This is a genomic window from Antarctobacter sp. (assembly GCF_965277915.1).
In the GTDB taxonomy this organism is placed as follows: domain Bacteria; phylum Pseudomonadota; class Alphaproteobacteria; order Rhodobacterales; family Rhodobacteraceae; genus Antarctobacter.
In genome coordinates this window covers 4,058,299-4,081,154 of sequence record NZ_OZ255849.1, presented here as the reverse complement: position 1 = coordinate 4,081,154, position 22,856 = coordinate 4,058,299, and the positions used below count along the sequence as shown (strand labels likewise).

The following is a 22,856-nucleotide window of genomic DNA, read 5'->3' as shown; positions in this document are numbered from 1 at the left end:
GTCCTTCTTGCTTATTCCGCCGGGGTCGCAGCGCCTGCGCCCTTGGCCTCATCCTTCGGCGGATAGTGCGCGTCGAAATCGGCCTCGATGGTGTCGGGCTGGGGCAGCGGCTTTTCGATGACACCCAGCAGCGGCAGGATCACCAGGAAGTAGGCGAACCAGTAGGCCGAGGCGATCAGCGAGAAGCTGGCGTAGGGCTCTTCGGCGGGCATGGCACCCAGCCACATCAGCGCGAAGAAGTCGATGACCAGCAGCCAGAACCACCACTTGAACATCGGACGGTAACGGCCCGAGCGAACCGACGATGTGTCGAGCCAGGGCGCCAGGGCCATCACGATGATCGCGCCGAACATCGCCAGCACGCCAAAGAACTTGGCGTCGATGATGCCGCCGGTCACGAAGGAGGCCAGTTGCACCAGCCAGACGTCCGAGGTGAAGGCACGCAGGATCGCGTAGAAGGGCAGGAAGTACCATTCCGGGACGATGTGCGCGGGCGTCGCCAGCGGGTTCGCCTCGATGTAGTTGTCCGGGTGGCCCAGGTAGTTCGGCATGAAGCCGACGATGGCGAAGAAGACCGCCAGGATCACGGCCAGCGCCAGAAGGTCCTTGATCACGTAGTAGGGCCAGAACGGAACGGTGTCCTTTTCGGCCTCGGCCTTGGATCCGCGGCGCACTTCGACACCCGTCGGGTTGTTGTTGCCGGTGGTGTGGAAGGCCCAGATGTGCAGCGCAACCAGCGCTGCGATGACCATCGGCAGCAGGTAGTGCAGCGAGAAGAAGCGGTTCAGCGTGGCGTTGTCCACCGCCGGTCCGCCCAGCAGCCAGGTCTGGATCGGCTCACCGATGAACGGGATGGCGCCGAAGAGACCGGTGATGACCGTCGCACCCCAGAAGGACATCTGACCCCAGGGCAGAACATAGCCCATGAAGGCGGTGCCCATCATGCAGAGGTAGATCAGCATGCCGATGATCCATGTCACCTCGCGCGGGGCCTTGTACGAGCCGTAGTAGAGACCGCGGAAGATGTGCGCATAGACCGCGACAAAGAACAGCGAGGCGCCGTTCATGTGCAGGTAGCGGATGAAGTGACCGCCGTTCACGTTGCGCATGATGTGTTCGATCGAGGCAAAGGCCAGGTCGACATGCGGCGTGTAGTGCATCACCAGGACGACCCCGGTGGCGATCTGCAGAACGAGGCAGAAGGTGAGGACGATCCCCCAGATCCACATCCAGTTCAGGTTTTTGGGCGTGGGGATCATGATGGTGTCGTACAGGAGCCCGACGATCGGAAGGCGAGAGTGAAGCCACTTCTCGCCACCGGTCTTCGGCTCGTAATGGTCGTGCGGGATTCCAGCCATGTCTTGTGCTCCTTAACCCAGCAGGATGGTGCTGTCGTCGACCCACTCGGCGGGCGGGACAGGCAGGTTTTCGGGGGCGGGGCCTTTGCGGATCCGGCCCGCGAGGTCGTAGTGCGACCCGTGGCAGGGGCAGAACCAGCCGCCGAATTCACCGGCATTGCCCAGCGGCACGCAGCCCAGGTGTGTGCAGACACCCATCTGAACCAGCCAGGCCTGCGCCGGCTGACCCTCGGGCGAGGGCAGGGTGCGGTTGGCATCGGTGGCCGGCGCCGAAGAGTCGGCCAGGTTGGCGTTGCGCGCGTTCGTATCGACCACGTTCTGGCCGGCGGCAAAGGCCTCTTCCTGTTGCTGCGCCTCGGCGATCTCGTCCTCGGTCCGGTGACGGATGAAGACCGGCTTGCCCAGCCACTTGACGGTGAGCTGAGTGCCGGGCGCGACGCCCGAGACGTCGACCCGGATGGTGGACAGTGCGCGCACGTCCGCCGAGGGGTTCATCTGGTTGACCATCGGCCAGACGGCAGCGCCGGTCGTGACGACCCCGGCGCCGGCGGCGGCGTAGTAGAGGAAATCCCTTCGGGTGCCTTCGTGGTCTTCTGCGTGGGACACGAGGTTCGCTCCATTGCTGTAGGGGCCGTCGGCCCGCGGTAAAACCCATGGTTTCCGGAGGCTCGAAAGACTCCGGACCCCGCTCAGGATCGGTATCTAGCCGGGAGGCCGTGAGGGGTAAAGGATGCAAAAGGCTCACATTCCACGCTCGCGCGAATCTGTCGCGGTTGAAACCACCCTTCCGCAGTGATTATCTCGCTCGGGAGCAAAGTTAGGGGCGGCACCATGCGGCGACTGATTCTTTCCCTCGGCATTCTGATCGGTCTGGCGGCCCCGGCGGCGGCAGAGATGGAACTGTCGTTTTACACCGGCTGGCAGACGCTTCCTCACAGCCGCATCTCCGGGGACCTGCCCAACGGTGGCGGCAGCTACGACCAGCTTGTCGGCTGGGAGGGCAAACCCTTTGTGATGCCTCCCTATTATGGCGCCCGCGCGACCTGGTGGCGAAGCGGATCGCTGGGCTTTGGCGTGGAATACACGCACACCAAGGCCTATGCCGACGACAGCACGCTGAAGGCACTGGGCTTTTCCCAGCTGGAGTTCACCGACGGGCACAACGTGCTGACCGCGAACGTGATGCGGCGCTGGAAGAACCAGTGGGGGCAGTTCACGCCCTATGTCGGGGGTGGTCTGGGGATCGCCTTTCCACATGTGGACGCCGATCACGCCAGCGGCTCGCGGACATACGGGTTCCAGCTGGCCGGCCCGGCGATGCGCCTGACGGCTGGCACCAGCTATCAGATCAACGACCGATTCTCTGTCTTTGGCGAGTATCAGTTCACTTACTCGGTCAACGAAGGCACATTCGACGATGGCGGCACGTTCAAGACCGACATCAAGACCAATGCCCTGAACGTCGGGCTGTCGATGCACTTCTGACAAAGGCGCCGGGTCCCGGACCCGGCCCGATCGTAAAGGCGGGGGCGGACAGGGTCCGCCCTTTTTGTTGCTCAGCCGCTGGGTGTCGTCGCGATCATGGCCGGGCGCTTTGAATACTCGGCGTACCAGGCAGCCAGCGTATCGCGGCCGGTCCGCCAGGATCGAGCCTCGTGGCGGAAATCCAGGTAGCCAAGCGCGCAGCCGATCGCGATATGGCCCATGTCCATGCGACCATGCAGGTGGCTCATCCAGCGGGTGCCAAGGGCGTCCAATGCACGGGACACCTTGGCCCATTGGCCCTCGATCCAATCCATCGACACCTTTTCGGGCGGGCGAAAGCGTTCCTCGTAGACGATCAGCACGGCCGCCTCCATGATCGCGTCCCCGGTTGCCTCCAGCGTCAGGGTGTCCCAGACCCGGCTTTCCGGGTAAAGGCCCGCCTGCGCGCGGGCGTCGAGGAACCGGCAGATCACCCGGCTGTCATAGAGCGTCGGACCGTCGGAGCGCATCAGGGCCGGGATCTTGCCAAGCGGGTTGGCCGAGATAAGCGCCGGATCGGGCTCGATGGGCGTGGTGGCAATGTCCACCATCTCGACCTCGTCCAGCTTTCCGGTTTCGTGAAGCGTGACCAGCACCTTGCGAACAAAGGGAGAGGCCGGCGATTGAAGAAGCTGCATGACGGGTATCCGGATGTGGTTGATCGTGTCGCCCACACCAAAGCACTTGCCGGGGCGCGTGTCACGCCTTGGGGTGCGTCGCCTCGTAGACCTTCATCAGGTGGACCTCGTCGACGGCGGTATAGGCCTGGGTCGTCGACAAAGAGGCATGACCCAGCAATTCCTGGATCGCGCGCAAGTCGCCGCCGGCGGCCAGCAGGTGGGTAGCAAAGCTGTGACGCATGGCGTGGGGCGTCGCGCTGGCAGGCAGGCCCAGCTGCATCCGCGCCTTTTCTGTGACCTTGGTGACGATACGCGGGTTCAACGGCCCGCCCCGTGCGCCCCGGAACAGCGCCAAGTCAGGTTCGACGGCGTAGGGGCACAGCGCGAGGTAGGTCTCGACCGCCTTGACCGCCACGGGCAGCACCGGGACCAGCCGCTCCTTGCCGCCCTTGCCGAGGATTCGCAGCGTGCTGCCGAGGGGCAGGTCGCGTCCCTTCAATCCCAGTGCCTCGGAAATCCGCAGGCCACAGCCGTAAAGCAGCGTGACCACGGCGGCATCGCGGGCGCCCTGCCAGCTGTCGGCGCTTTGCATCTCGACCGTGTCGATCATGGCGCGCGCGGCGTCTTCGGTCAGGGGGCGGGGCAGTTTCTTCTGGAACTTGGGCGCGCGGGCCGACAGCACGGGCGTGGCTTCGAACCCTTCGCGCCGAGCCAGCCAACGGTAGAAGCTCTTGACCGCCGACAGCTTGCGGGCGACGGACCGTGCGCCAACCTCGCGCCGACGCAGATGTGCCATCCAGGACCGCATGTCAGTGGTGGTGACCGCCGACAGCGGCGCCAGCCCCTGCGGCTCCGCGTGATGAGCCGTCAGGAAGGCGATGAAATCCAGCACGTCCGCGCGGTAGGCGTTCAGCGTGTTTTCCGCCGCGCCGTCCAGCGCCTTGCACGCCTCCAGCCAGTTGGCGAGGGCGTCACGCGCGGCGGGTGAGATTTCGAGGCTCATGCCCGACCTCAGGCCAGCCATCTCCGCATCGCGCGCTCGAAAACGCCGCCAAAGAAGGCTAGCAGGTCGGTGCCCTGTTGCGGTGTGAACTGGTGCGGGTCCTCGGACCCCATGACCAGCAGGCCGGGCAGGCGGCCGGGCCCAAAGTCCAGACGCAGGCAGGCCTCGGAGCGGATCCATTCGGCGCGCTCGCCAAAGATCGCCTCGTTGCCGCGCTGGATCTGGCGCAGGACCACCTGGCGCAGCGGTGCTTCACGGCCCTCGCCGACATAGGTTTCCACGAAACCCGGCTCTGCCACCGAAAGCACGTCACCCAGACGGCTGACCACCGGGTCGTCGTCCTCCTGCGCGGTTTCCAGGACAAGACGGATGTGGTCGACACGCAGGATCTGGGCCACTTCGCCGCCAAGGTCGTGCAGGAAGGGTTCAAACTCCACCGGGTCCAGCATCCGCAGGACGGCGCGGTGAATCTGGTTGGTTCCGGCGAGGTTTTCGTAGGCCGCGGCGATCACGCTGCGGTGGGTGTCCTCCAGCCGGTCAAGCCGCGCTTCGAGCCGCTCCATCGCGATTCCGCGCAGGTCGATGATATTGCCGCCCATCGCGCGTTCGTTCGCGGCTATCAGGGCCTGCATCAGGTCCTTGTCGTCGAGGATGATGTCGGGACGCGAAATGATCGAATCGCGGATGGATTCCTCGATACGCTGGGTGCTGCTCATGTGCCTATTGTCCTGCTCGTGCTGCGCTTGGGCGCTTGTTCTTTGCGCGATTGGCTCTGTGTCGCCCGTCGTGCCCTTTACTGTCAAGGAAATCCGGCCCGCGCAAAACCTGTCTTTCAGCGAGAGCGCGGGTTTGGCCACGCCCGCGATCCGTGCCAAACTCGACCCACAAGGAGGAGCGCCCATGCCCAATATTTCCGTGACCTCTGACGCCCAGACCGTCATCACCACCTTCGAGACCAGTCCGGGCCAGTGTCAGGACCTGCTGGATGCCCTGCAGGCCGCCTATGCCGAGTTCATCTCGAAACAGCCGGGGTTTATCGCTGCGGGTCTGCACGTCAACGACGCCCAGACCCGGATCGCCAATTATTCGCAATGGAAAAGCCGGGACGATTTCCTGGCCATGTTGCGATCACCCGAGATGCGCGCGCGCAACAAGGAGTTGAACGGGCTTTGCCGCAGTTTCGAGCCGGTGCTTTACGAGGTGGCCGCCACCTATTGAGCGGCAATCAGGCGGCGATAGCCTCGTCGAGACAGGCCGCAGTAAAGCGATAACCCGATCCGCGCACCGTCTCGATGTCCACGGCGCCGTCCGAGGCTTCGAGGCAGGCGCGCAGGTTGCAGACATAGACGTCGAACACGCGCGGGTCCGGTTCGTCCTCGAGCCCGTAGATATGGCCCAAGAGGGCCGCGCGGCTGACCAGCCGGCGTGGCCTGAGCGCGATATATTCCAGCAGTTCGTACAGTTTCGGGCTCAGCTTTACCGGGCAGTCCTGTAGGTAGGCCTTGCGGCGTAGCAGGTCGACGGCCAGCGGGCCGTAGCTCAGCATCGGTTGTGCCACCCCGTGTGCCCGCCGCGCGATGGCGGAGAGGATCATCACGGATTCCTCGGGCGGGGCGGATGCGTCCAGAACCGTATCGGCCCCCGCCTCCAGCCAGCGGACGATCTGCCCATGCGAGGCATCTCGCGCCATGAGCGCGATGGGCAGGTCGGGGTGGCTGCGGCGCAGGTGGGGGAGGGACAAGCCGGAGAGCGCCAGCTCCTCGGCGTCAAGGATCAGCAGGTCTGACTCTGTCATCCGCAGGTAGTGTGGAATGTCTTCTGGCCGGTCCGTCCGGGTCAGTAACACCCCGGTGTTGGTCAGCTCCTTGGCAAGCGCAATCAGGGACCAACTGGTTTCGGCGATCAGGTAACGCACGTCGCAAACTCCTTGCCATACTGGACAGGCGGGTCGCCCTTGGCTCCGCCGACTTTGGCATTTCGGTCCTGCCTGACCGTTCTGGCAACGGCAAAGGGACCTGTCTGCGGTGCATTCTGACACCGGCTTATGGTTGTATTGGGGCATTGTGGTGGGAATGTGACCAAGAGGTGTCCGCCGCTTGGCACATGACCTGTATCAAGGCAATCGGCGGTCCGTGGTTCCATCCTGTGCCAGACAGGAGGAGACACATCATGTACAAGAACATACTGGTCCCCATCGCCTTCGACGGGGACAGCGATACGCGGATCGGCGCGGCGACCTCTGTGGCCCGGCGCCTCGCGGCAGAGGGGGCGCGGATCACCTTTCTCCACGTCTTGGAACAGGTGCCGGGGTATGTCGCCAGCTATCTGCCCGCCGACTACGCCGCGCAGGCGCGCAAGGTGCTCGAGGACGAGCTGAACGAAATGGCCGCAACCGTGCCGGGCGGCGTGGGGCTGGTGGTTTCGGGCCATTCCGGACGCACCATTCTGGATTGGGCCGCGGACAACGACACCGACCTGATCGTCATCGCGTCGCACCGCCCGGGTATGCAGGACTTGTTGCTTGGCTCCACCGCGGCCAAGGTTGTGCGCCACGCGCAATGTGCTGTGCACGTCCTGCGTTGACTTTGTGGCGGCCCGCTTCAACCTGCGGGCCATGACCAGCGAAATCGACCTTTCCCGCCGCGACCGCTTGCCGGACGCCCTGTATGCCCTGCGCAAGGACTATCCGCGCGAGGCCTGGCAGAGCCATGACAACTTTGGCGGTCTGGTGGCTTTCTGGATGGATCGTCATGTGATGTTCCGCCGCCTCTGCGAGGCACTGCGGCAGGACGCCGAGGCGGCGTCGGACGGCAGCATGGACCAGCGGCAGATGCGGCAGCGGCTTGTTCGCTATGGCAGCATGTTGCTGCAGCAGCTGCACGGACACCACCAGATCGAGGACACGCACTATTTCCCCAAGCTGATCGACCGCGAGGCGTCGCTTGCGCGCGGGTTCGAAATACTGGACCGCGATCATCACGCGATGGACGGGCTGTTGCAGCAGTTCAGTGATGCCGCGAACGGTGTTCTTCAGGGCAAGGTGGAGGCGGGCGCCTTTCAGAGCCACGTTTCAGCGTTCGAGGCACTCCTGTTGCGCCATTTGGACGACGAGGAAGACCTGATCGTGCCGATTCTTCTCAAACACGGGGCGCAGGGGCTGGAATAGCAAGTGCGGTGTCTCTTTCCTGTCTCGCCCTCGGGTGCGAATTTTCGAAGGAAGACGCTTGATGCCGGCAATGCCTGATCGCATATAAAAATTAGAATGTGATGTGGAGGATACCGGATGGCGGGCAAGAAACTGACCTGTCTCGACTGCGGTCAAGTGAACCGCGTTCCGGCCGAGAAGCTGGGCGCCAGGCCGAAATGCGGAACCTGTGGCGCCTCGCTCATGCCGGGCAAGGCTGTGGAGGTGGATGCTGCGACCCTGGCCAAGGCCGCACGCACCGACGATGTGCCACTGGTGGTGGATTTCTGGGCCCCTTGGTGCGGCCCCTGCCGGACGATGGCCCCGGAATTCGGCAAGGCGGCCACGACCCTGAACGGTGAGGCGCGGCTGGTCAAGCTGAATACAGAGGATTACCCGCAAGCCGGTGCCCAACATGGCATCCGTGGCATCCCGACAATGGTGAGTTTTGCCGGCGGGCGCGAGGCCAAGCGCCAGTCCGGTGCCATGCCCGCGGGTCAGATCGTCGGCTGGGTGCGCGGCTGAGAACACGGAAACGGGCACCTTCCGATTGGAAGGCGCCTGTCAAGCGGGCGTCATGCCCATTTGGCTCAGAACGGATCCTGTGATCCGACGATCGTGTCCCAGCATTCAAAAAGCGCGTCGATGGCGCGCGATGATCCGCTCAGCGAGAAGGTCGCCTGCCGCTGTTGTTGATCGTTGTAGACGTAGACAGAGTTTCCGCGCTTGAGCTGAACAAGGAACTTGGCTGCCTTCTCGGCGTCGGTCATGCTTAGCGCAATGCCGGTCCCCTCCCCGCTGCCGTCCATGTTCCAGCGGTTCCGGTCGACATCGACGACAAAGCTCACCGGGCGCGCCTCGAGGTTCCAGCGCGGATCGAAGATGAAGAGGGCGAAAGCCTCGTTCTGGTAGGCGACCAGGTTGAACTTCTGTGTGCTCCCGTTCTCGACCCCGGCGGTGCACCAATAGCTGTCGCTGCTCTGACTGTAGGTCACGTCGACCTGCCATTGCCGGTGCTGCATCAGGGTGCGCGTGTCATATTCCTGTGCCGCGACGGCGGCGGGCAGAAGGGGCAGGAAAAATGCCAAAATCAATCCGAAACGTGCCATGAAAAAACCCTGTCATATCCGATTGGCCGTACAATAGCGTGGTTTTCCCGTGACCGGAATGCTTCCGGCGATTGGTCCGATGGGTTCGGACCCCGTGCGGCGGCAGTACTCTTGATGGATAGCGCCACATCCTGCCATCGTCAGGTCGGGAAATCCGCAGGCTCGTCCCGATGAAATCCTGCCGTGCGCCCCTTATCTGGATATGAACCTGCCGCAGAGGAGAGCGCCCATGAAATGCCCGATCGACGGAAACGAGCTGATCATCACGGACCGCGCCGGGGTCGAGATCGACTATTGCCCCAAGTGCCGGGGTGTCTGGCTGGACCGTGGAGAACTCGACAAGATCATCGACCGGAGCGCCGAACAGATGGCCCCGCCGCCGCAACAGGCCCGGCGGGCCGAGCCCGTGCGTCACGAAGATGATGGGCGTTATCGCAAGAAGAAACGCCGGAGCTTTCTCGACGACTTGTTCGATTTCGACTGACGCACCCAGGGGCGGGCGCTAGGCTTCGCGTGGTTCCAACGGTTGCTTCGGGAGGAGTTCATGAAACACCTGGTATCGTCCGTTTTCGCCTTGGCCCTGGCCGCGCCGGTCACCGCCGATGAGGTCAACATCTCGGGCGGGATGGCATCTGTCACCGCGCCGACCCCGTCCGGCGGCGAGGTCACGATTTCCCGCGTGCAGGACACGGACGCGGTAATCGAGGGCGATTTTGCCCGCATCGCCCGGCCTTGCCCCAATTTCTGCATCCAGCCGATATCCCCCGCCGACGGCGTGACCACCGTGGGCGAGCTGGAGCTTCTGGCCGCCCTGCAGGATCCGGAGGTCATGGTGATCGATAGCCGCGTGCGCCCCGACTGGGAGACAGGCACCATCCCCGGGTCTGTCTCGATCCCTTACACAGAGATGGTGGACCGCCTGGGCGAACTTGGGTGCGAGATCGACTTCGAGGGGTTTGTCTGCGAGCCGGAGACGGTGCGCCAGGTGGTCCTGTTCTGCAACGGGCCCTGGTGCGGACAATCCCCCACTGCCATCCGCCGCATGATCGAGGCTGGCTATCCCGCAGACAAGATCAGCTATTACCGCTGGGGAATGCAGGGCTGGCGGATGCTGGGCCTGACCGTGGCCGGCGGCGAGAGTTGAGCCGGGCGACCTAGGAGGGCAGTTCGGCCTTGTCGAAATCGACATGGATGTGGTTGCCGTCCGGGTCGCGGAAATTGGCCTGGACGATGGGGAATTCCGGCACTTCGTCGATGCTGTAGGGAATGCTCCGCTCGTCCAGGCGAGCCAGGAACTCCGTCATGCCGGTGGCCCGAAAGGCAAAATGTTCCAGCGTGGGTTTCTCCGCGGCACCGGGCTGGCCGGGAACCTCGACGAGGTGCACATGCGCGCGATCGCCAAGGTAGAGCCAGGCACCGTCGAACCGGAAGGGTGGGCGTGGGCCCGGGTGCAGGCCAAGGATCTCGCCGTACCAGCGGATCATGGCATCGAGGTTGGCAGTGCGGATGTTGACGTGGTCAAAGGCGGTGAGGGGCATGTGTGGCTCCGGCCAAGGGTGTCCGATAGCGCCAACATGACAGTCCGCGGCGTTCGGCAAAAGCGGATAAGTGCCACCTCTCCACCACGCCTGACTTGTCAGCGGGGCCGAAACCTGCGATAGAGGAGCGGCTAAGACCTTCTCTTCGATACCTGTCTTCCTTCACCGGCACGCAGTCACTCGATCAAGACGCGCCTTCGCCGGGCCGCTGCATGCTGCGAGCGGTATAGAAACAAGGAAAAGACAGATGGCCAATGGCACTGTGAAATGGTTCAACTCCACCAAAGGCTTCGGCTTCATTCAGCCTGAATCGGGCGGCAAGGACGTCTTCGTGCATATCTCGGCGGTCGAGCGTTCGGGCCTGACCGGCCTCGCCGACAACCAGAAAGTGACCTACGATCTGGAATCGGGCCGCGACGGTCGTGAGAGCGCGGTGAACCTCGAACTGGTCTGAAGCTTTTCGGCTTTGGTATGATGTGGCGCGGTCCCTTGGGGGCCGCGTTTTTTTGTTGGGCGGCGCGAGGTCCCGGGTCAGACCCAGAGACACAGTCTTGCGGTGTGAAGGGCGTGCGGAGCAGGGCGAGCGGCTGACCGGCGGGCGGGCGCAGCTAGGTTTGTGGCTGGCAGTTTATCCTGGCTTCTCCCGTATTCGGCTGGCGTGGGGCAAGACGGCTAACAAAGCGCCTGCCCGGTTGGGCCGGATCGTGCCGGAAGCACGCCTTTGGCGCGACCGCACGCCCGGCGGGCCTGCGGCCCTTGTTCCGGGTTGGACTAGAAAGTCGTAAATCGGATTGAACTTGATTGAAGCGTCCTAGCCGAATACACGAAGTGTTTTTGCAATAGATGGAAGCCGGACTTTGCGTGAATCACTTGCCGCCAGCATAGCATATCTATTTCTTGAACTCTTCGGATACGGTCAGGTCCAATTCCAGATCAGTTAATTGCCGTGTTATCGAAGCTTCATCAGCCTTCCAGATCGTGCCATCTTCCAACCGAACGATTGCAACATATGCAACGCCAATGCCATGCCTTCTAAAGAGGTATGCTGAAAGCGCTCTGTTTTCCCAAATCGGAGAGGTGCTGATTCCAGTCGCCACAACGCTCATGTCGTATCCAACAAATGGCCTGCCCATCGAACGTTTGAATGTATCGAAGGTACGGAACCCGATGCCATAGGCTTCAACTTTCTTATCGGATACGTTCTTGACTTCAAGTCGATGTATTATTGATCCATCTCCAATACCTCGATCCGCAGACTTGTATGAGGACTGGTAGGAAACGATCGCCAACGGTGCATTGGGTTGTTTTAGAACAATTTCTTCATTGGCCAAACATGCGTTTGAATGAACTGCCAAGAAGGTTGCCAAAACGAATCTCAGCATGAGTAATTCTCCAACGTACACTTGTCATGAGCTTATTAGGTGACTGTTGGGCAATACAAGAACTATCCCTTCCGCCTCCGCTTCACATTCCCCCCACGCTGCCCCGGCTTCCCAGCAGTCGAGCGACCCTTGCTTTTCACCGCTGCCTCTGACGCCCTCTCCACCGCCTGCTGACGCGCCAGCGGGTCGTCGTGCACGGCGAGGTCGACCGCCTCCAGCCGCTTGATCTCGTCCCGCAGGCGCGCGGCTTCCTCGAACTCCAGGTTCTCGGCGGCCTTGCGCATGTCGGTCCGTAGCCCATCCAGCACCGCCTGCAGGTTGGCGCCCTGACGGGCCGGGTCGATTTTGGCGGTCACGCGGTTCATGTCCACGTCTCCCTGGTAGAGGCCTTGCAGGATGTCCTCGACGTTCTTCTTGACCGTTTCCGGGGTGATGCCGTGTTCCTCGTTATAGGCGATCTGCTTTTCGCGGCGGCGGTTGGTCTCGGCCAGGGCGCGTTCCATCGAGCCGGTTATGCGGTCGGCGTACATGATGACGCGGCCATCGGCGTTCCGGGCTGCGCGCCCGATGGTCTGGATCAGCGAGGTCTCGGACCGCAGAAAACCCTCCTTGTCCGCGTCCAGAATGGCGACCAGCCCGCATTCGGGAATGTCCAGCCCTTCGCGCAGCAGGTTGATCCCCACAAGCACGTCAAAGGCGCCCAGCCGCAGGTCGCGCAGGATCTCGATCCGCTCGATCGTGTCGATGTCGGAGTGCATGTAGCGGACCTTGATGCCCTGTTCATGCATGTATTCGGTCAGGTCCTCGGCCATGCGTTTGGTCAGCGTGGTGGCCAGCGTGCGGTAGCCGGCCGCCGTCACCCGGCGCACCTCGTCCAGCAGGTCGTCCACCTGCATCTCCACGGGCCGGATCTCGACCTCGGGGTCCAGTAGGCCGGTCGGTCGGATGACCTGCTCGGTGAAGACGCCGCCGGTCTGTTCCATCTCCCAAGCGGCGGGCGTGGCCGAGACAAAAACAGACTGCGGGCGCATGGCGTCCCATTCCTCGAACTTCAGCGGGCGGTTGTCCATGCACGACGGCAGGCGAAAGCCGTGTTCGGCCAGCGTGAATTTTCGCCGGTAGTCGCCCCGGTACATGCCGCCGATCTGCGGAACGCTGACATGGCTTTCGTCGGCAAAGACGATGGCATTGTCGGGGATGAATTCGAACAGGGTCGGGGGCGGCTCACCCGGCGCGCGCCCGGTGAGGTAGCGCGAGTAGTTCTCGATCCCGTTGCAGACGCCGGTGGCCTCCAGCATTTCCAGATCGAAGTTGGTGCGCTGTTCCAGCCGCTGCGCCTCCAGCAGCTTTCCTTCGCCCACCAGTTGATCCAGCCGCTGGCGCAGCTCCTTCTTGATGCCGATGATGGCCTGGTTCATCGTCGGACGCGGCGTGACGTAGTGGCTGTTGGCATAGATACGGATGCGGTCGAAGGTATCCGTCTTCTGGCCGGTCAGCGGATCGAATTCGGTGATGTTCTCCAGTTCTTCGCCGAAGAACGACAGTTTCCAGGCCCGGTCTTCAAGGTGCGCAGGCCAGATTTCGAGGGAATCACCCCGCACCCGGAACGACCCGCGCTGGAAGGCCTGGTCGTTGCGGCGGTACTGCTGCGCCACGAGATCCGCCATGACCTTGCGCATTTCGTATTCTTGACCCGAATGCAGGTCCTGGGTCATGGCGCCATAGGTCTCGACCGAACCGATGCCGTAGATGCAGGAGACCGAGGCGACGATGATCACGTCGTCGCGTTCCAGAAGCGCCCGGGTGGCTGAGTGGCGCATCCGGTCGATCTGTTCGTTGATCTGCGATTCCTTCTCGATATAGGTGTCGCTGCGCGGGACGTAGGCCTCGGGCTGGTAGTAGTCGTAGTAGCTGACAAAGTATTCGACGGCATTGTCGGGGAAGAACCCCTTGAATTCTCCGTACAACTGCGCGGCCAGTGTCTTGTTTGGCGCAAGGATGATCGCGGGGCGCTGGGTCTCTTCGATCACCTTGGCCATCGTGAAGGTCTTGCCCGTTCCGGTGGCGCCCAGCAGGACCTGATCGCGTTCACCCGCGTTCACGCCGCCAGAGAGTTCGGCAATCGCGGTGGGTTGGTCGCCGGCCGGTGCGAATTCGGTCTGCATGACGAACCGCTTGCCGCCTTCGAGCTTTTCTCGCTCGCGGACATCGGGGGCGGGCGCATGCAGCAGCGCGGGCATCTGTTCAGGGGAGTTGTTATGCATGGGGAGGCTCCGTTCCATGCGGAATATGTCGCTCCGGGCAGGGGGCGACAAGGGGAGGACCGGGACATGCGCGCTTTCCGGGCCGGGTTTGCCCGTGGCGCAGTGCGCACGACGATAGTGAGAATAGGCGCACTGGGCCTAGGCCGAGACCGCACTGAAGCGTGCACCTGCCCCAAAAAATCAGTCCAATTCAGCATCTCGCGGTGCCTCTGCTGGCAGGTGGCGGCAAGGACGCAACGGTTCGGCCCATCGTCCGGCTGGGCAGGCGGCAGCGCAGGGGGCCACGGTGGGAATTGCGCCAAAGCGTGACAACAGCATTTTCGTGAATTGCTGGCAGAACTTGTCTCCGGAAGGGCCTGCGCCCTCTCTTGCCCCTTTCATCGCCCGCATGTCTCTACCCGAAAAAATGTGACAAAGGGCGCGCTTGCAGACCTTGTGTCATAACCGCATATCACGCAGAAAGACGGCGAATGACAGGAGGTGCGCAATGCGGGCACGCATTTATCAGCCGGCCAAGACGGCCATGTCTTCGGGCCAGGCCAAGACTCGGACCTGGATTCTCGACTTTGCTCCGGACTCTCCCCGGTCTGTCGACCCGCTGATGGGCTGGACCTCGTCCGAGGACACGCAGTCCCAGGTGCGCCTGCGGTTCGACAGCAAGGACGCGGCGGTGGCCTATGCCCGCGAACACGGCATCGATGCCCAGGTGTTCGAGCCGAAAAAGCGCAAGCCCAACATCCGTCCGCGCGGCTACGCCGAGAACTTCGCCGTGGACCGGCGATCTGCCTGGACCCACTGAAGCAGTTGGTTGAACACGCGCCGGGACGTGATGAACGGCATGTTGCGAACCTCCGGCAAGACTCAATCGAAATGGCGATGTGACGATGCAGCGGGCGGCCCGGACGGTCGCCCTGTTCGTTTTCCGCCCAACCGCAGGACGTGGACATGAGCATAGCGTATCTTGTCACCCATTCGGGCGGGTTCCACGCGGACGAACTCTTGTCCTCGGTGATTCTGACCAGGCTCTTTCCGGCAGCACAGCTGGTCCGGTCGCGTGATACGAAGTGGATTTCTCCGGCGCCGGACAGGATCGTTTACGATGTGGGCCGGGCTTATGACCCTGAGTCTGGCATCTTTGACCACCACCAGAGACCGAATCCGCTGCGCGAGGATGGCCAGCCCTACAGTTCTTTCGGGCTGATCTGGCAGCATTTCGGTCAAGACTACCTGCGGGCGCTTGAGGTGCCCGAAGCCGATGTTGAGAGCATCCATCATGCGTTTGACCAGAGCTTTGTCCTGCCAATCGACCTGATGGACAATGGAGCGATGGAGCCTTCGGTGGCGGGGCCGCTTGCGGGGATGACATTGCCGGTCCTGCTGGAAACCCTGAAGCCCACCTTCGACGAGCGTGGCCCGGATCTGGACGATCAGGCCTTTGGCCGGGCGCTTGAGGTCGCGCGGGCCTTTGTGGAGGCGGCGGTCCGGGGAAAGGCCGCCAAGCGCCGTGCCGAGGCCATCGTCCTTGCAGCCATCGAAAGGGCGGGGGCCTCGCGCGTCCTGGAACTGCCGATGGGGATGCCCTTTCGGGCCGCGATCGAGAAATCCGGCGCGGATCATCTCCTGTTCGTCATCCATCCGCGCGACAGTGACTGGGCGTTGACCACGATCCGCAAGAGCGGCGACACCTTCGAGAGCCGCGCCGACCTGCCCGAGGCCTGGGCCGGCCTGAACGACGCGGCGCTTGAAGCGGCCTGTGGCGTTGCTGGCGCCCGGTTCTGCCACAACGCGCGGTTCATTGCCGTGGCGGCCACGCGCGAGGCTGCCTTGAGCATGGCGGAACGCGCGGTGGCGGAGGTATCCTGAGGCCCCCTGCGCGTCAGGATCTCAGGAAAGTGCCGCGCCGATGACAGGCGCCTGAACCAAACCCTCTGTCGGCAGATCAAAGGGCGGGAAAACGGCCCCGTCTATTGCCCAGTTGTCGGCGAAAATTCGCGGTCTTCGATCATCCTCGCCGGCAACGATATGGCGGGGTGCTGTCCGCGCCGATTGCGCAGAAAGGCTTTCGTTTTGCGCTTTTTTGCTCCTCCGCTTAGGCTGCCGCCAGTCCGCGTAGAAGTGCCCCTTCGCAGTTACCGGATCCCGATGTCCCGATACAGCCCGAGGTTCCCTTGTCCAGCCTGACGTCCCCGAAACTCGCCGAGGTTGCCGGCCCTTGTCCGCAGGTCGAGGCGCTCCTGGCCGCGCATCATGCCCTTATGCGTGCGCAAAGCCCCGCAGAAAGCTGTCATGTCATGACGGGCGAGGACCTGCAGGCCGAGGGGGCCAGGGTCTTTGCCTTGTCCGAAGAGGATGGACACATCCTGGCGGTCGGAGCGCTCAAGACGGTGGCAGAGGACGCGGCGCCGGTGTCACTGGCGGGGTGTGGCCCTGTCGTTGAACTCAAGAGCATGCATGTGACCGCCACCGCACGCGGGCGCGGGCTTGGTCATCTTCTACTGTCCGGGATGCTGGACATGGCTCGCGACGCAGGTGCCGGTGGCGCTTGCCTTGAAACCGGAACAGATCCCGTTTTTGAGCCGGCGCGTGCGCTTTACCTGTCGCAAGGGTTTGTGCCTTGCCCTCCTTTCGGAGGCTACCGGTTCGACCCGTTGAGCGTTTTCATGTGCCGCGAGTTGTGAGGGCTTGCCCTGCGCGGGAACGTCTAGAGCACCGGGCGCTGTGGTTCTTGGGCCTACTGTATAGAGTGGGGCAGCGCTCACCAGCGCCCTGCAAACGACCAAGCAGTGGCAAGCTCATGAGAACTTGGACAATTTCTTCTGTAGACTTCACAATTCCTGCCAAGTTGACAAGGTGACGGATTCGGCTGATACAGCGCGAACGGGCCGTTAGCTCAGCTGGATTAGAGCAGGGAACTTCTAATTCTCAGGTCGGGGGTTCGAGTCCTCCACGGCTCGCCAAGCTCTTCAAGTATCAAACAAAAATTCAAGAATTGCGCCCTGGCGAGCCCTGTTGCGCGCTCGCCGATGTCAATGTCCGCAACACGATTATTGGAAGAGGAGAATTGGCTGGGAGATGATCCGCAAGTCATCTTTGTTGTGTTCAATCCGCCGGCTCCGTCAGAGGCTTTGTTTTCAATGAAAATCTAACTTATGGCAAGTGTCAGGCGAAGATGCGGCGACACGGACGCAGTGGCCCTGTCTGAGCCTGCAAAAACGCCCTTCAATTGATGGATTTCACACGGCGATAACACAAAGCGTCATATGCACAATTCATATTCCGGTTCGGCGACGACAAAGCCTTGTTCGACTATGCTGGGCATATTGGCGTTCCCACGTTCACCCATGATGCATATGTCAGTCGATCAGCCCCGCCCGAGTGGTTTGCGTTGAGTGATGGCGAATGGTCGGTCTTTGGTCCATCGGGACGATGCATTCCGGATGCGCTAGGGGATGGCCCAGTTCACAGGAAGCTTGGTGTTGTCGCGTTTCCTCTATTTTTCGCTCTGAATCAGCGCCTCGGCAGAGACTCTCGCCGTCGCTTCGCTCTGCGCTTGGCATTGAACCGGCAGAAGCGGGGACGTGGGCTTGGGCCGATCCACCAAGGTCCTGTCGTGTCCAAGAGGAGAGCGCAGACGGCACAACGATAGACTGGGGAACTGGTCGCCTTCTGTCTGCACGGGCAAACGTGCTTTCTCTCGAATGGTAGCAGTGCCGCGACTCCATCGAATCACCCGAAGATTGGAGCGCCCTGCCAAGTCGCGACTTGTCCGAAAATGGCGCACGCTATGGGTGAGTCCAATACCATGCGCTCTCGGAAAGAGTTATGGGCCGCATTGTTCAATCAAAGGTGCATCATTTTCTTTGAAAATAAGATGCGTTTATAAAACATTAAGAACATTAATTTTTTCTTAACGTGAGCGGGCGTGCGGTGCAGCGGTCCGGTATGGGGTGCGAAAAAAATACAGCCAAAGGTCAAAATCCGTGTAAATTTTAGTCGTTCGGATTTCTTGAGCGGATGGTTCGCGCACTTGTAAGTTGTGCTTCCGGGGCGTTTTTACACGTGGCCTGCTTTCGACTGCGTGCTGTTCGTATTCAGAATGCGGCGTGCAATTAATTTATTGTAGTCGATGGATAAAATTCCACGACGATTTCGGGGGGTATTCTGTGACTTACTATCGCACTTCGTCCTACTACTGCAAACCAGAGGTAAAGTCTTTTACTTTCACGGCAATCAGCGAGTCCGCGCTTGGGTTGAACGTCGGTTGTGGCACAACCTTCACCATGCCGACGAACGCCGATGTCTGCATCACCGTAAAAGATGATGATCGCTATCTTTCAGGCGATTCCTGCTACGACGACAAGGCCAACGATTGGTCCTACCAGACCGCCGCAATCCTGCGGAACGAGACCGACGTCGGCAACGGCGGCCAGATCTACGCCGAGCAGTATTTCTGGGTGAAAGACCAGGCCGGCAACTGGTACGTCATGATCGAGGTCGAGCAGGAAGGCACAAACGACGATTACTTCACTTTCTACACCGGGGGCGACTACGGCGTGCCGCCTGCAGGTGCGGAATTGACCGTCTACAGCAAGTGCAATGTCACCTCGAACTGGCTCGATTACGACAAACTCGGCTCGGGCGACTGTCCGCCGCCGACGGGCTCGATCTCGGGCACCGTCTTCTGCGACACCCAATGCGACGGCATCAACGGTGAGTTCACCGTGGTCCCCGGTGAGACCTATGTGGTCGAGGCCGAGGACATGTACGACTATGGCTTCAAAACCGTGTGCGGGTCCCAGGCCTCGGGCGGTGAACTGGTCAAGCTGGAGTGCAATTCGGGCAAGTTGAAAACCTTTTTCGACGGGACCGACGGCACCTATGATTTCAAGCTCACGGTACAGGACGAGAATGACGGCCAAAGCAAGATCTACGTCAAGGTCAACGGCGTGCTGGTTGACGTCATTACGCTGGATCGAGACAGCGACGGGGGCGGCGACGACAACGGCGGTTTCTCGGACTTCGTGATCGAAGATCTGGAACTCAAGCACGGCGACAAGGTCGAGATCTACGCCTACAGCGACTGCAACGAGTTCGTCCGCATCGACAAGATCGCCTTCGAAGGCCAGGACAAGGTCGAACATGTGCCCGAACCGGTCAAGGAAGGCGTGGTGATCAAGCTGCTCGATCTTGACGGCAACGTGATCGCCGAAACCGAGACCGACGCCAGCGGCAACTATTCGTTCGACGACGTGCCGGTGGGGGATTACCGCATCATGGGCGTGGCGCCGGACGGCACCGAGTTCACGATCCAGGACGTCGCCGGCAATTCCAAGGATGACATCGACAGCGATGTCGATGCAAACGGCCTGTCGGGCGTCATCACCGTCGCAGCCGGCTCCGCTTCCGACATCGATCTGGGTGTCTGCGAAAAGCCCGAGCCCGGCGCGGTGTCTGGGCGTTATTTCTGCGACACCGATGACAACGATCTTGACGATGGCGAGAGCGAGCCGCCGGTGCCGGGGGTTCTGGTGATCCTTCTCGACGAGACCGGCGCCCCGGCCGTCGACATCGACGGCAACCCCGTCACTTCGGTCTTCACCGACGCGAACGGGGAATACAGGTTCGATAACCTCGCCGCGGGCACCTATACCGTGGTTTTCGACGACGTGAACAACGTCACGGCGGGCAAGGAACTGGTCGCCCCGAACGAGGGTATTGACGATACGATCGACAGCGATGCGATCGGAACCAATGTCCTGTCGCGGATCGATGGCATCGTGGTTGCCGAAGGCGGGGAGGCCGCCGACAACGATGCCGGGGTTCGCTATTCCAACCAGTCGCCCGAAGCGACGCCGGATGCCGGCCATGGCTGTGCCGACGAGGAGATCCGGGTCGACCTGGCCGACAACGTCTCGGACCCGGATGGTGATCCGGTCACGATCACTGCGGTAGAGGGGGTCGCCCTGACCGATGGCGGGCCGGCGGTCAACGTCGGGGGCGTCTTTGTGAGGCTCGAAGGCAAGGAACTGGTCTTCGACGGGGAGGCGGCCTACGCCTCCCTCGACATCGGAGAGCAGGACAGCGCCATCTTCACCTACACGATTGACGACGGCAAAGGGGGAACGGCGGTCTCTACGGTCGAGGTCACCTTCTGCGGCGACGCCAATTCGGTTGGGTCCTTTTGCGACAGCCTGCCCGAGCAGATCGAGTACCAGATCCGGACCAGCAGTGTCGATCTTCCGTATGGTGATGAAGCCTTCGACATCAAGTTCACCTCGACCGATGCCCGGTTCGATGGCGTGGTCTTCGAGGATGCATACTGCATCAGCCCGTTCGACCCGGCCGATGCTTCGGAGAGTTTTGACACGGCGTCGCTCTATACGGCGGACGTGTTCTGTTTCGACGAAGTGCCGAGCGACGTGTTCAATGCGAACCAGATCAGCATCGCGAACGGCAAGACCGCGATGGAAAACCTCGACGTGGTCAACTGGATCCTGAACCAGGATTTCAAGAGCCAAGGGTTCTCCGACTGGGAAATCCAGCGGGCGATCTGGGAACTCACGGACAATATCGACACGGACTACACCTCTGAAATCGACCCGGCCTTCGGAGACGACGCCAATGTCGATACGCTGGTGGCGTTGGCCCTGGAGTTCGATGCAAACAAGACCGAGGAGTATGTGCCCGGCGAAGGTGACATCATTGGCGTCATCATCGATCCGAACCCTGCGTCTGGGTCCAACAGCCAACCATTCATCATTGGCGTTTCCTACGAGGACTACGATTGCCTGTGCTGAGCGGCTCAGGTTCAGGGGACGGGCGCCCATGGGCCAGGCGCCCGTTCTCCGGCGGATTGTCCGCCCCGCGGACTGCGGTCGCAATCGTCAGTCGATAGGAACCCGCAGTTCCATCCTTGCAAAACCGGCCCAGAAGGAGAACGAGATGAAGGAACTTGTACTTGCACCCCTGGCGCTGCTCCAGTCCGCAACTTCAGCGCTGGCTTGCGGCGGCGCTGCCTGCCCGCCGCCCACGAACGTGCCCGAGATCAGCGCTCTCGAAGGCACTGCGGCCATCGCGGCCCTGTTGGCCGTGGTCCTGTTCGTCTGGGAGCGCCGCCGCCGCGCGGCATGAACCGGCCAGAACATCCGGAGCTGCCCGCAAGGGCGGCTCCGGTTTCGATCAGGACGGCAGACTGAGGATTGAGAGAGTGATAAGGCGGTATGTCTGTCTTTGACGTCAACGAACCGAAGCCCTTTTTGGGTGGCTGGTGGCGGCCGATCGCGGCCGCGCTGTTCACGGCGGTCGCTTTGGCCCTGGTGAGCTATATCTGGTACCTGGCGTATCGAGACAGCTGCACGTCCGTTGCCTCCTGGAAATTCTGCAAATTCTCAAGGCATCTCTTCGAACGCGCCCTGGCCGTTTTCGTGCTCGGCGCGCTCCTTGCCGCCGCCCGGCCGGTGGCCCTGCGTGGTCTGGCCCATGCGTCGCGATCTGCAACGTCATCCGGCGGTGCGGTCTGGCTGGCCCTCGCGGGTGCGGTCCTGGTTGGCCAGCCCTTGTTGTTCTGGGGCCTTGATCCCGCGGGATCGGCGCTGCTGGCCTCGGTGACGTCCTGGGCCGCAGGCGTGTTCCTTCTTGCATGTGCCGCTTTGCGCTTCGCTGCACCGTGGTCTGCCTGGGGCGAGGTCCTGCGGTCCGAGGGAGGCTGGATCGTCGCGCTCTTCTTGCTGGGCATGGCTCTGCCCGAAATCGGCGACACGCTGTTCCCGCTCTGGCATCTGGACATGATCAAGGACGCGACCTTGGCCGCGTCACAGGTTGCGGCGCAACTCGTCGGAATGACGCTTACGGTGGATCCGGCCGCCTACACGATCGGTCAAGGCGACTTCTTTGTGCGGGTCAACCAGAGCTGTTCGGGCATCGAGGGCTTCGCACTTCTGACCGTGTTCCTGATTGGCTACACGACCCTGTTTCGCCAGCAAATTGCACCCTTGCGTGTGGCGGCCATCCTGCCTTTCGCCCTGGCATTGTCATGGGTCCTGAATGTGGTTCGGATCACCGTCCTGATTTGGATTGGGATCAACGTCTCTCCGACTCTCGCCGTTGAAGGGTTTCACTCTCACGCGGGCTGGTTGATCTTCATTTGCCTGTCGCTCGGTCTCATTGCCTTTATCCACAACACGGCCTGGTTCCAGCGCGAACGCCAGCCCAGGACGCTGCGACATCTGCCGCCTCTTACGCAGGATTGGGCCGCCGCCCGGATCCTGCCCTTCGCGGTCTTCATGTTCACTGCTGTCGTGAGTTCGACCTTCGTGGAGGACCCGACGCTTGCCTATCCCTTGCGCATGGCCGCCATGGCGGGTGTTCTCTGGATCTTTCGGGCGCCGATCATGGCGCTGCGCTGGCGCATTGACCCGTTGGCCGTTGGCCTCGGATTGGCGATAGGGCTGGCCTGGGTGGTTTTCGCGTCTTCGTCCGCGAACCCTGAGGAACCCTTCGGGCCGGCAAGGATCGGCGGAGCGTTCCTCGTGGTCTGGATAGTATGCCGAATTGTCGGGACCTCGCTGATCGTTCCGATCATCGAAGAGCTGTTTTTCCGTTCCTATTTACTGGACCTTCTGGGGGCGGGCCGGTCGCACCTGGCGACGGTCTTCGCCGTCGGTGTGAGCACAGCCGCTTTCGCTGTTCTGCATGACCGTATGCTCCTCGCCGCGCTTGCGGGGCTGGTATTCGCGGGTCTCGTTCTTCGCCCGTCCGGCAGATTGGTCGATGCGGTGGTCGCGCACATAGCCGCGAATGTCCTGATCGCGATATGGGCGCTCGCCAGCTCGGACTGGACCATCATCTGAACGCCGGGCGCAGGGGCGGAAGCCG

The 22,856-nt window shown here is 62.1% G+C and carries 24 protein-coding genes and 1 tRNA gene; 15 read left to right on the top strand and 10 right to left on the bottom strand.

Annotated features, from left to right (window positions below; all coding sequences use genetic code 11):
• Positions 1-11: 11 nt before the first annotated feature.
• Together petB and petA are read right to left on the bottom strand one after the other, a co-directional pair.
• Complete coding sequence (gene petB, locus ACQY5B_RS20870; protein ID WP_305969930.1) at positions 12-1,358, bottom strand: cytochrome b; 1,347 nt, start codon at positions 1,356-1,358, stop codon at positions 12-14.
• A gap of 12 nt (positions 1,359-1,370) precedes the next feature.
• Complete coding sequence (gene petA, locus ACQY5B_RS20865) at positions 1,371-1,964, bottom strand: ubiquinol-cytochrome c reductase iron-sulfur subunit (protein ID WP_305969931.1); 594 nt, start codon at positions 1,962-1,964, stop codon at positions 1,371-1,373.
• Positions 1,965-2,189: 225 nt separating this feature from the next.
• Here petA and ACQY5B_RS20860 point away from each other — a divergent pair, with 225 nt between their 5' ends.
• Positions 2,190-2,843, top strand: a complete 654-nt coding sequence (locus ACQY5B_RS20860; RefSeq protein ID WP_420327622.1) for an outer membrane protein — start codon at positions 2,190-2,192, stop codon at positions 2,841-2,843.
• 71 nt (positions 2,844-2,914) lie between these two features.
• Here ACQY5B_RS20860 and ACQY5B_RS20855 read toward each other — a convergent pair whose 3' ends face one another.
• The 3 genes from ACQY5B_RS20855 to ACQY5B_RS20845 all read right to left on the bottom strand — a co-directional run bounded on the left by ACQY5B_RS20855 (position 2,915) and on the right by ACQY5B_RS20845 (position 5,221).
• Positions 2,915-3,520, bottom strand: a complete 606-nt coding sequence (locus ACQY5B_RS20855; RefSeq protein ID WP_420327624.1) for a glutathione S-transferase — start codon at positions 3,518-3,520, stop codon at positions 2,915-2,917.
• 61 nt (positions 3,521-3,581) lie between these two features.
• Complete coding sequence (locus ACQY5B_RS20850) at positions 3,582-4,505, bottom strand: tyrosine recombinase XerC (protein WP_305969934.1); 924 nt, start codon at positions 4,503-4,505, stop codon at positions 3,582-3,584.
• Positions 4,506-4,513: 8 nt separating this feature from the next.
• The gene (locus ACQY5B_RS20845; RefSeq protein ID WP_420327625.1) at positions 4,514-5,221 is read right to left on the bottom strand and encodes a DUF484 family protein; all 708 of its coding nucleotides are present in this window, start codon (positions 5,219-5,221) and stop codon (positions 4,514-4,516) included.
• 184 nt (positions 5,222-5,405) lie between these two features.
• Between ACQY5B_RS20845 and ACQY5B_RS20840 the strand changes: the two genes are divergently transcribed.
• Positions 5,406-5,723 (top strand): antibiotic biosynthesis monooxygenase family protein, encoded by a 318-nt coding sequence (locus ACQY5B_RS20840; protein WP_305969936.1) that lies wholly within the window; start codon positions 5,406-5,408, stop codon positions 5,721-5,723.
• 7 nt (positions 5,724-5,730) lie between these two features.
• Here the strand turns inward: ACQY5B_RS20840 and ACQY5B_RS20835 are convergent, their stop codons facing one another.
• Positions 5,731-6,420 carry a winged helix-turn-helix transcriptional regulator gene (locus tag ACQY5B_RS20835; RefSeq protein ID WP_305969937.1) on the bottom strand — a complete coding sequence of 230 codons (690 nt, stop codon included), beginning with the start codon at positions 6,418-6,420 and terminating at the stop codon, positions 5,731-5,733.
• A 254-nt stretch (positions 6,421-6,674) separates the two neighbouring features.
• Between ACQY5B_RS20835 and ACQY5B_RS20830 the strand changes: the two genes are divergently transcribed.
• The 3 genes from ACQY5B_RS20830 (at position 6,675) to trxC (ending at position 8,214) form a co-directional block, all read left to right on the top strand.
• Positions 6,675-7,088 (top strand): universal stress protein, encoded by a 414-nt coding sequence (locus ACQY5B_RS20830; RefSeq protein WP_420327626.1) that lies wholly within the window; start codon positions 6,675-6,677, stop codon positions 7,086-7,088.
• Positions 7,089-7,119: 31 nt separating this feature from the next.
• Entirely contained in the window at positions 7,120-7,671 is a 552-nt protein-coding gene (locus ACQY5B_RS20825; RefSeq protein WP_305969939.1) for a hemerythrin domain-containing protein, read from the top strand.
• Between the two features lie 117 nt (positions 7,672-7,788).
• A complete protein-coding gene (gene trxC / locus ACQY5B_RS20820) occupies positions 7,789-8,214 on the top strand; it encodes a thioredoxin TrxC (protein WP_305969940.1) in 426 nt (141 codons plus the stop codon).
• Between the two features lie 65 nt (positions 8,215-8,279).
• Here trxC and ACQY5B_RS20815 read toward each other — a convergent pair whose 3' ends face one another.
• Complete coding sequence (locus ACQY5B_RS20815) at positions 8,280-8,798, bottom strand: hypothetical protein (protein WP_305969941.1); 519 nt, start codon at positions 8,796-8,798, stop codon at positions 8,280-8,282.
• Positions 8,799-9,027: 229 nt separating this feature from the next.
• On the opposite strand from ACQY5B_RS20815, the gene ACQY5B_RS20810 reads away from it, so the two are divergent.
• Together ACQY5B_RS20810 and ACQY5B_RS20805 are read left to right on the top strand one after the other, a co-directional pair.
• Entirely contained in the window at positions 9,028-9,282 is a 255-nt protein-coding gene (locus tag ACQY5B_RS20810; RefSeq protein WP_420327627.1) for a TFIIB-type zinc ribbon-containing protein, read from the top strand.
• A 60-nt stretch (positions 9,283-9,342) separates the two neighbouring features.
• The gene (locus ACQY5B_RS20805; RefSeq protein ID WP_420327628.1) at positions 9,343-9,942 is read left to right on the top strand and encodes a rhodanese-like domain-containing protein; all 600 of its coding nucleotides are present in this window, start codon (positions 9,343-9,345) and stop codon (positions 9,940-9,942) included.
• Between the two features lie 10 nt (positions 9,943-9,952).
• Here ACQY5B_RS20805 and ACQY5B_RS20800 read toward each other — a convergent pair whose 3' ends face one another.
• The gene (locus tag ACQY5B_RS20800) at positions 9,953-10,336 is read right to left on the bottom strand and encodes a VOC family protein (protein ID WP_420327630.1); all 384 of its coding nucleotides are present in this window, start codon (positions 10,334-10,336) and stop codon (positions 9,953-9,955) included.
• A gap of 247 nt (positions 10,337-10,583) precedes the next feature.
• On the opposite strand from ACQY5B_RS20800, the gene ACQY5B_RS20795 reads away from it, so the two are divergent.
• Positions 10,584-10,790 (top strand): cold-shock protein, encoded by a 207-nt coding sequence (locus ACQY5B_RS20795; RefSeq protein WP_219516535.1) that lies wholly within the window; start codon positions 10,584-10,586, stop codon positions 10,788-10,790.
• Positions 10,791-11,226: 436 nt separating this feature from the next.
• Here ACQY5B_RS20795 and ACQY5B_RS20790 read toward each other — a convergent pair whose 3' ends face one another.
• Both ACQY5B_RS20790 and uvrB read right to left on the bottom strand, forming a co-directional pair.
• Complete coding sequence (locus ACQY5B_RS20790) at positions 11,227-11,718, bottom strand: hypothetical protein (RefSeq protein ID WP_420327631.1); 492 nt, start codon at positions 11,716-11,718, stop codon at positions 11,227-11,229.
• 62 nt (positions 11,719-11,780) lie between these two features.
• Positions 11,781-13,982: an excinuclease ABC subunit UvrB gene (gene uvrB, locus ACQY5B_RS20785; RefSeq protein ID WP_420327633.1), complete on the bottom strand. Its 2,202-nt coding sequence runs from the start codon at positions 13,980-13,982 to the stop codon at positions 11,781-11,783.
• Between the two features lie 487 nt (positions 13,983-14,469).
• Between uvrB and ACQY5B_RS20780 the strand changes: the two genes are divergently transcribed.
• From ACQY5B_RS20780 to xrtE, 7 genes are all read left to right on the top strand, one after another.
• Positions 14,470-14,781 carry an ETC complex I subunit gene (locus tag ACQY5B_RS20780; protein WP_305969948.1) on the top strand — a complete coding sequence of 104 codons (312 nt, stop codon included), beginning with the start codon at positions 14,470-14,472 and terminating at the stop codon, positions 14,779-14,781.
• Between the two features lie 146 nt (positions 14,782-14,927).
• A complete protein-coding gene (locus ACQY5B_RS20775) occupies positions 14,928-15,845 on the top strand; it encodes an MYG1 family protein (RefSeq protein WP_420327634.1) in 918 nt (305 codons plus the stop codon).
• 305 nt (positions 15,846-16,150) lie between these two features.
• The gene (locus ACQY5B_RS20770; protein ID WP_420327635.1) at positions 16,151-16,660 is read left to right on the top strand and encodes a GNAT family N-acetyltransferase; all 510 of its coding nucleotides are present in this window, start codon (positions 16,151-16,153) and stop codon (positions 16,658-16,660) included.
• Positions 16,661-16,861: 201 nt separating this feature from the next.
• A tRNA-Arg gene (locus tag ACQY5B_RS20765) sits at positions 16,862-16,939 on the top strand.
• Between the two features lie 1,206 nt (positions 16,940-18,145).
• Positions 18,146-20,779 carry an SdrD B-like domain-containing protein gene (locus ACQY5B_RS20760; protein WP_421917744.1) on the top strand — a complete coding sequence of 878 codons (2,634 nt, stop codon included), beginning with the start codon at positions 18,146-18,148 and terminating at the stop codon, positions 20,777-20,779.
• Positions 20,780-20,924: 145 nt separating this feature from the next.
• Positions 20,925-21,113 (top strand): hypothetical protein, encoded by a 189-nt coding sequence (locus ACQY5B_RS20755; RefSeq protein ID WP_420327637.1) that lies wholly within the window; start codon positions 20,925-20,927, stop codon positions 21,111-21,113.
• 89 nt (positions 21,114-21,202) lie between these two features.
• The gene (xrtE, locus tag ACQY5B_RS20750; protein WP_420327638.1) at positions 21,203-22,831 is read left to right on the top strand and encodes an exosortase E/protease, VPEID-CTERM system; all 1,629 of its coding nucleotides are present in this window, start codon (positions 21,203-21,205) and stop codon (positions 22,829-22,831) included.
• The last annotated feature ends 25 nt before the right edge of the window (positions 22,832-22,856 follow it).

Coding starts and splice junctions, on each gene's coding strand:
- petB (WP_305969930.1), bottom strand. CDS start 1,358: ATGGCTGGAATCCCGCACGACCATTACGAGCCGAAGACCGGTGGCGAG.
- ACQY5B_RS20860 (WP_420327622.1), top strand. CDS start 2,190: ATGCGGCGACTGATTCTTTCCCTCGGCATTCTGATCGGTCTGGCGGCC.
- ACQY5B_RS20855 (WP_420327624.1), bottom strand. CDS start 3,520: ATGCAGCTTCTTCAATCGCCGGCCTCTCCCTTTGTTCGCAAGGTGCTG.
- ACQY5B_RS20850 (WP_305969934.1), bottom strand. CDS start 4,505: ATGAGCCTCGAAATCTCACCCGCCGCGCGTGACGCCCTCGCCAACTGG.
- ACQY5B_RS20845 (WP_420327625.1), bottom strand. CDS start 5,221: ATGAGCAGCACCCAGCGTATCGAGGAATCCATCCGCGATTCGATCATT.
- ACQY5B_RS20840 (WP_305969936.1), top strand. CDS start 5,406: ATGCCCAATATTTCCGTGACCTCTGACGCCCAGACCGTCATCACCACC.
- ACQY5B_RS20830 (WP_420327626.1), top strand. CDS start 6,675: ATGTACAAGAACATACTGGTCCCCATCGCCTTCGACGGGGACAGCGAT.
- ACQY5B_RS20825 (WP_305969939.1), top strand. CDS start 7,120: ATGACCAGCGAAATCGACCTTTCCCGCCGCGACCGCTTGCCGGACGCC.
- trxC (WP_305969940.1), top strand. CDS start 7,789: ATGGCGGGCAAGAAACTGACCTGTCTCGACTGCGGTCAAGTGAACCGC.
- ACQY5B_RS20815 (WP_305969941.1), bottom strand. CDS start 8,798: ATGGCACGTTTCGGATTGATTTTGGCATTTTTCCTGCCCCTTCTGCCC.
- ACQY5B_RS20810 (WP_420327627.1), top strand. CDS start 9,028: ATGAAATGCCCGATCGACGGAAACGAGCTGATCATCACGGACCGCGCC.
- ACQY5B_RS20805 (WP_420327628.1), top strand. CDS start 9,343: ATGAAACACCTGGTATCGTCCGTTTTCGCCTTGGCCCTGGCCGCGCCG.
- ACQY5B_RS20800 (WP_420327630.1), bottom strand. CDS start 10,336: ATGCCCCTCACCGCCTTTGACCACGTCAACATCCGCACTGCCAACCTC.
- ACQY5B_RS20795 (WP_219516535.1), top strand. CDS start 10,584: ATGGCCAATGGCACTGTGAAATGGTTCAACTCCACCAAAGGCTTCGGC.
- ACQY5B_RS20790 (WP_420327631.1), bottom strand. CDS start 11,718: ATGCTGAGATTCGTTTTGGCAACCTTCTTGGCAGTTCATTCAAACGCA.
- uvrB (WP_420327633.1), bottom strand. CDS start 13,982: ATGCATAACAACTCCCCTGAACAGATGCCCGCGCTGCTGCATGCGCCC.
- ACQY5B_RS20780 (WP_305969948.1), top strand. CDS start 14,470: ATGCGGGCACGCATTTATCAGCCGGCCAAGACGGCCATGTCTTCGGGC.
- ACQY5B_RS20775 (WP_420327634.1), top strand. CDS start 14,928: ATGAGCATAGCGTATCTTGTCACCCATTCGGGCGGGTTCCACGCGGAC.
- ACQY5B_RS20755 (WP_420327637.1), top strand. CDS start 20,925: ATGAAGGAACTTGTACTTGCACCCCTGGCGCTGCTCCAGTCCGCAACT.
- xrtE (WP_420327638.1), top strand. CDS start 21,203: ATGTCTGTCTTTGACGTCAACGAACCGAAGCCCTTTTTGGGTGGCTGG.